The organism is Poinsettia branch-inducing phytoplasma str. JR1 (assembly GCF_000309465.1).
Lineage (GTDB): Bacteria > Bacillota_I > Bacilli_A > Acholeplasmatales > Acholeplasmataceae > Phytoplasma > Phytoplasma pruni.
Genome location: NZ_AKIK01000014.1, coordinates 1 through 6,439, shown reverse-complemented (window position 1 = coordinate 6,439; position 6,439 = coordinate 1). Strand labels below are relative to the sequence as shown.

Annotated in this window: 5 protein-coding genes and 1 pseudogene; all 6 read right to left on the bottom strand. The window is 29.8% G+C overall.

Going from position 1 to position 6,439, the window contains the following annotated elements; genetic code table 11:
- Positions 1-177: 177 nt before the first annotated feature.
- Positions 178-1,154 (bottom strand): annotated as a pseudogene (locus ON17_RS03795) (carboxypeptidase M32).
- 44 nt (positions 1,155-1,198) lie between these two features.
- The gene (locus ON17_RS00525) at positions 1,199-1,417 is read right to left on the bottom strand and encodes a hypothetical protein (RefSeq protein ID WP_425311408.1); all 219 of its coding nucleotides are present in this window, start codon (positions 1,415-1,417) and stop codon (positions 1,199-1,201) included.
- Positions 1,395-1,577, bottom strand: coding sequence for a hypothetical protein (locus tag ON17_RS00520; protein ID WP_017191525.1), 183 nt, complete (start codon positions 1,575-1,577; stop codon positions 1,395-1,397). The genes ON17_RS00525 and ON17_RS00520 overlap by 23 nt, the downstream gene beginning before the upstream one ends.
- A 212-nt stretch (positions 1,578-1,789) precedes the next feature.
- The gene (locus ON17_RS00515; protein ID WP_017191524.1) at positions 1,790-3,430 is read right to left on the bottom strand and encodes a nucleoside kinase; all 1,641 of its coding nucleotides are present in this window, start codon (positions 3,428-3,430) and stop codon (positions 1,790-1,792) included.
- A gap of 235 nt (positions 3,431-3,665) precedes the next feature.
- Positions 3,666-4,973: a TldD/PmbA family protein gene (locus tag ON17_RS00510; protein ID WP_017191523.1), complete on the bottom strand. Its 1,308-nt coding sequence runs from the start codon at positions 4,971-4,973 to the stop codon at positions 3,666-3,668.
- Positions 4,973-6,361 (bottom strand): TldD/PmbA family protein, encoded by a 1,389-nt coding sequence (locus tag ON17_RS00505; RefSeq protein WP_017191522.1) that lies wholly within the window; start codon positions 6,359-6,361, stop codon positions 4,973-4,975. The genes ON17_RS00510 and ON17_RS00505 overlap by 1 nt, the downstream gene beginning before the upstream one ends.
- Between the last annotated feature and the right edge of the window lie 78 nt (positions 6,362-6,439).

Below are 6,439 nucleotides of genomic sequence, written 5' to 3'. Positions count from 1 at the left end.
CACCTACTCTATACTTGACATATCACAATCACAAAAAGCAATATCAACTGTTTTTATTTCATCTAATTGATTTTTTTTCATCAAAAAAGAAAAAAACATTGCCTTTATCTTGTATAAAAGCAATATTCTATCATTTTGAGTTTTTTAAATAAATAGAGTTATTTTTTAAAAATTAAATCAATTAGATAAATATTTTTCTTCTAAATATTTAACAAAAGCATCAGGATCGATTTTGTTCTCGCCAGTAGAAATTTTTAATAATTCATCGGCTGTATATAAAGAACCGAAATTTCTAAAATTTTGGTTTAAATATTGGTTAACGTTTGTAAACTTACTTTGAGTAAAATCTTTTTTGATGTCTGGATTATTTTTTTTGTTTTTGCTCATTAACATAGATGAAATCATAGTACCGTTTAAATAACTAGGAAAATAACCGAAATAACCGGAAGGCCAATGAACATCTTAAAGACATCTTGCAGAAACATTATTAGGAACGATGCCTAAATAATCTTTCATTTTTTGGTTCCAAACATGAGGCAATTCGTCTAAAGTTAATTGATCGTTAACCAACATCTCCTCTATTTCAAAACGTAAAATGATATGTAAAGAATAAGTTAATTCGTCCGTATAAATTCTGATAAAACTAGGTTGAACACGGTTAATTTCTTGATACAAATTATCAACCGTTAATAAAGGGTCATTCATTTGCATATCATTCTTTAAAAAAACAGATAAATAGGTTAAAAATTCTTTTATTTTAACCAATTGTTTTTAAATTAATAAAGATGGACTTTCATGAAATTGATACCCTCTAAGTTTACCAACAGGTTGGTTTTTATATTTTTCAGGTAAATTTTGTTCGTATAAAGCGTGCCCTACTTCATGCATAGCGCCCATAAACTATCTAAAAAATTATTGTGATCATAACGAGTGGTCAAACGAACATCATCAGCAGTTCCACCACAAAAAGGGTGCGTAGTTTCGTCTAAACGACCTTTATTAAAATTAAAGCCTGCTTTTTCAATCATTTTATTGTTTAATTCTTTTTGTTTTTCAATTGGCATAGACAATTGAAGAGGAGTTCCACTTTTGGCCTGCTTTTTCATCACTTTTTTGATTAAAGGTGGCAATTCTTCTTTTAAAACAGCAAACATTTTTTTAATGTTCTCTACAGTATTGCCTAGTTCGTATCTCACCACTAAAGCATCGTATAAAAAAGGACATTTAAAGCTTTAGATCTTAAATGCGCTATTTTTTTAACATAATCAAGGACTTTTTGAAAGTAAGGCTTAAACATTTTATAATCGTTTTGTTGTCTAGCTTTTCTCCACGCTAATTCAGCTTGAGCAGTTGCTAAAATAAAATTGTTTTGCAATTCTTGATCCACAATTTTTTCATCTTGTATTTTCGCTTTTATTTCCCTTAAATTTGCTTTTTGCCATACATCTAAAGAATTTTTTTTCTTGTTCTGCTTGATTTAACCATTCTTTAGTTTCATCAGAAGTTAACAATTGACGAATAACTCTTGTTAAACTTAAAATCTCTTTTACGCGGCTTTTTGCCGAAACTTCTTTCATATTACAAGCTATATCCCGATGAAATATATTTAAAATATTTTCAAAATAACCGATTTATTCAAATCTTTTTTCTAATTGTTGATAATGAACAGACATTGTTTCACCTTTTTTTCAAATTAATTTAATAAATGCAAAATCATAGAAAAAACATCATCATATAGCTTTGATCTTTTTCACACTTAAAACTTATATATTATTTAGTGTAACATTTTTTATTGATAAAAAGGACTATTTCCGATAAATTCCCTTAATAAGGATTCATGCGGAACCAAATCAGATTCCCAAGCGTCAAACCAACTTAATAATTTTAAGTAATATTGAGTTTTTTCAAAATACGGACTCATCAAAGGCACTTCTAACAATAAAGGTTCTAAATATGGCTTTAAAACGTTAAATTCATAAATTAACTCCGAATTGAATAAATAATCCGCTTCTTGTTGATAAGGATAAATCCACCTAAATTCACCTTCTCGAACAGATTTCCAAAAATCAAAAGTTTTTAAAATATTAGTGCTTCTCATTTTTAAATCTCGAATAGTTCTACGCAAAAAACGAATATCTGTGATATGTAAAGGATTGTGTTCATCCAATGATAATTGGTGTTGTGGAGCAATGTAAATTTTAAATTTTTGTTCCCTAGAAAGGGAAGGTAATAATGCAGGATTATTAGCGTGAATTCCTTCAACCAACAAGACTTGTGTATTGATTTCGATAGGTTTGTGGGTAATCACGCGAGTACTGAAATCAAATTGTGGAATAATAGCTTTTTTATGTAAAATTAAATCATTTATATTTTGGTTAAATAAATCAATATTTAACGCTTGGATGTGTTCAAAATCATAAGATGAACCATCTGAGGTTTTGGGGACTTCTTCAAGGGGTAAGTAATAATTATCCATACTAACCAAAGTGCTTGTAACGCCTACAGCCATTAATTGTAATTGTAGTTTTTTGGCTAAAGTGGTTTTACCACTGGAAGACGGTCCAGCAATATGAATAATTTTTATTTTATCTTTTTTATCAGCTATTTGGTTGCTGATCTCCATTAACTGCCTTTGATGGTTGATTTCCGCTATACTAATTAAATCAAAGTTTTTCTTAGGATTGGAGGAATAATTATTTATTTGATGAATATTTTGTGTTTGAGTCATTTGACGCCACACCGACGTTTGATGCAAAGTTTTTTCAAAAAAAGGTTCTTCCTTGAAAAGAGGTATTACACCATGATGAAAAGTTTGAGGAAATTGCAAAATCATAGAAGAAGAACGATATAATAATTGATAGTGAGTTAAATAACTCGTATTAGGAACCATGCCTTGGTGCATATCGTTATAATATGAATCACAAACATATAAAGAAACCTTATTTTGGGGCTTTTGTTGAAGAAACTTTTTTTTATTCTCAAAACCAAAAGCATCATATATTTCTAAAGCTTTTTCCAAAGAAAAAGATTTTTTTTCAATTTTTAACTTTTGTGCTACTAAGGCTATCATTTTTTTTTGAATTTGTTCAAACATTTCTAAATTGAATTCTGCGTTATTTTCGAGTGTAACCAAAAGAGATTGTGAACTATAATAAGAAAAACGCACTTTTTTCTCAGGAAATACATGATAAAAAGCCATAACGACCAAATATCTCAAACTAGCTTCATAAATGTCCACCGCCTGAGGATGAGATAAATCTAAAAAAAGAACGTCATTTTCGGGTTCAGCCAATTCAAACGTTAATTCGCGTATTTTATTATTTACTTGAGCGGCGTAAACATTGGTCAATTGCAATTGTTTTTTTACTTCTTCTAAACTGGTATTAGAATTCACATTTAAAGTTTGATTTTTGTAATATACTTTTAACACTATTTTTTCTTTCTTATCTTATATTTTTTTTCAAAAATAAAAATACCTATCTTTAAATTGTATTTTGTAAAATGCCTTTAAAACTACTTTTATAATAACAAATAACCAAAATAATGTCAAATGAATAATGTTTGTTCTTTTCATGTTTTTGAAGATAATGCTTATAAAGGATCACACATCAAAAAAAGACTCTCCAATAAGAGAGAGTCTGTTTATTATTTGTCCAAAGAAAAGTTTAATTACCACCAATCATTAAATCTCCAGCATAAACACTAGCACTGCCAAAACCAGAAACTTGGAATTCAAAATCATTAGCTATTTCTTTTAATTTTTTTAAAATATCAAAAAAATTACCTGAAACAACAATCATTTTCACCGGAGTAGTGATTTTACCTTTTTCAATCTTAAAACCACTAGCTTGAAGGCTGAAATCGCCACTTACAGTTTGAATACCTACATGCATGCCGACTAAATCATCGATAAAAACACCTTCTTCAATGGTGGATACTATATCATCTAAACTTCTTTGTCCTGGTTTTAAATAACAATTGCTAAAACCGGTTCCTCCGCCGAAACCATTACCTGTCGGTTGAGTGTTAAATATTTTGGCTGTTTTTAAATTATGGATAAAACCTTGAAAAACACCATTTTCAACCACGTTTTTAGGTTGGCAAACAACTCCTTCGTCATCAAATTTTTCTTTGAAAAAAGCTTGATCAGAAAAAGGATCTTCAATGATGCTTACTTGAGGAGAAGCGATAACTTGTTTTTCTTTATTTTTTAATTGAGTTAAATTTCTATAAGCACTTTGTCCGGTAAAAATGCTGCTAAAACTGGCTAAAACATCAGCAAACATTTCGTTTGAAAAAACTGTAGGATAACTTTTTGATTTTAAAGTAGCTCCGTTTAATTTTTTTTCACCCGCAACAACCACTTCTTGGGCTTGTTTTTCTGGATTAAATTCTTGGAAATCTTTTACAAATTTTAATTTGCCAAAACTTTGTACATCGCCGTCTTTTTTGAAAATAGCAGAAACATAAAGATAAGCATAATTATTTTCTTGTTCTAAATGAAGCCCTTTTGAGTTGATTAAAGTTTTTTTACTAAAAACCTCTTTATAAGAATTGGTTTCAATTTTTTTCATCACTTTCGAAGAAGACATGTTTTTTTCTAAATCTTTTAAAAGTTGAATTTTCTTGTCTAAAGGAATAACGGAAAAATCAAATTTTTTTTCTTCCCATTCAGGATAAGAGGAAGAACCTTCAAAAATAATCGCCGGATCTTTGCTGTCAACTATTTGAGTGTTTTGTTTCAAAGTGTTCAACATTTTATCGACCGTTTCTTCATCTATTTTTTCAAAATATACTTCTGTTGATTTATTGTCATAAATCCCTTTAATATTAACTGTCGCCAGATCGCTTTCTACAAGTGATTCGACTTTGTTGTTATCTAGGGTTAATTTAAAACTTTTGCTTTCGCTGACAAATATTTCTAAACTTTCAAAGCCTTTATCTAAACCTTTTTGAATCCATTTTTGATACATTACGCATTTTCCTTTTTGTTGCCGCCAACAACCATTTCTTGTACTCTAATAGTAGGTTGTCCTACATCAGTAGGGATTGAGCCAGAAACAGAACCGCACATTCCTTGTCCTAAAGATAAATTATCTCCTACACGATCTATTTTTAATAAAACATCATCGCCATAACCAATCAACATCGCTCCTTTAACAAGAGTAGTCAATTTACCGTCTTCAATCAAATAACCCTCTTTAACAACGAAATTAAATTCTCCCGTAGCAGGTTCAACTGTTCCGCCGCCTAAACTTTTAGCGTATAAGCCGTATTTAGTATCTTTAATAATTTGTTCTGGTTTATCAGTGCCGTTAGCGATATAAGTCGAATTCATTCTTGAAGTGGGAGAATATTTATAAGACTCTCTTCTGGAAGAACCGGTCGGTTTAGCTTTCATTTTACGACCGTTACGGAAATCAACTAAATAGCTTTTTAAAATGCCTTTTTCAATTAAAAGGTTTTTTTGGGTTTTCATTCCTTCATCGTCGAAATTAAGTTTTCCCCAAGCACCTTCAATAGAGCCGTCATCATAAGCTGTTACTATATCAGAAGCTATTTTTTGGTTTAATTTATTATTAAAAGGTGATAAACCTCTGGCGATAGCAGTCGCTTCTAAAGGGTGCCCACAAGCTTCATGGAAAATAACGCCCCCAAAACCATTATTTAAAACTACGATCATAACTTGTGGCTTCATTTCTTCTGCCTTTAATAAAGCCACCGCTCTTTGAGCTACTTCTTGGGCTAATTGTTCTAAGTCTATTAAATCAAAAAATTCTAATCCCATAGAACGTCCTGGACCTTCATAAACGTCTTGCATTTGTTCGCCTTCTTTAGCTACTGCTACCAAACCACAACGTATATAAGGTCTTACATCATTTTGATAAACTCCTTCTGTATTAGCGACCAAAATTTTTTGTTCTTTTTCGTGATAATTAACAATAGTTTGGATTATTTTATCATTTTGTTTTTTCATTATGTCTGATAATTTAATTAATTTTTTCGCTTTTTCTTTTTTTGTCATCAAATCAAAAGGTTTTTTCATACTTTCTTTTAAAGGTTGAGGTTCGCCCAAAGGAACAACTTTATATTTCGGTCCTTTAAAATTCCTTTTTAAATGTGTCATTAATTTTTGAATATTGTCAAAATCAACTTTATTAGTATAACCGTATACTTCATCTGAACCTTGTAAAAGTCTTACTCCTACGCCAAAAACATTGTCAGTTGATAAGGAAACAACTTCTTGACCGGTTATTCTTAAACTATTAGTCATATTGTCTTCAAAAAACAGTTCAGCAAAATCAGCGCCTGATTCTAAAGACTGTTTTAAAAGAGTTTGTATTTCTTCTTTTTTTATCATGTGTTTTTAAAACCTTCTTTTTTTAATTATTTCATATTTTTATGATAATTTAAAACTATCTTAATAATAACATTTTTA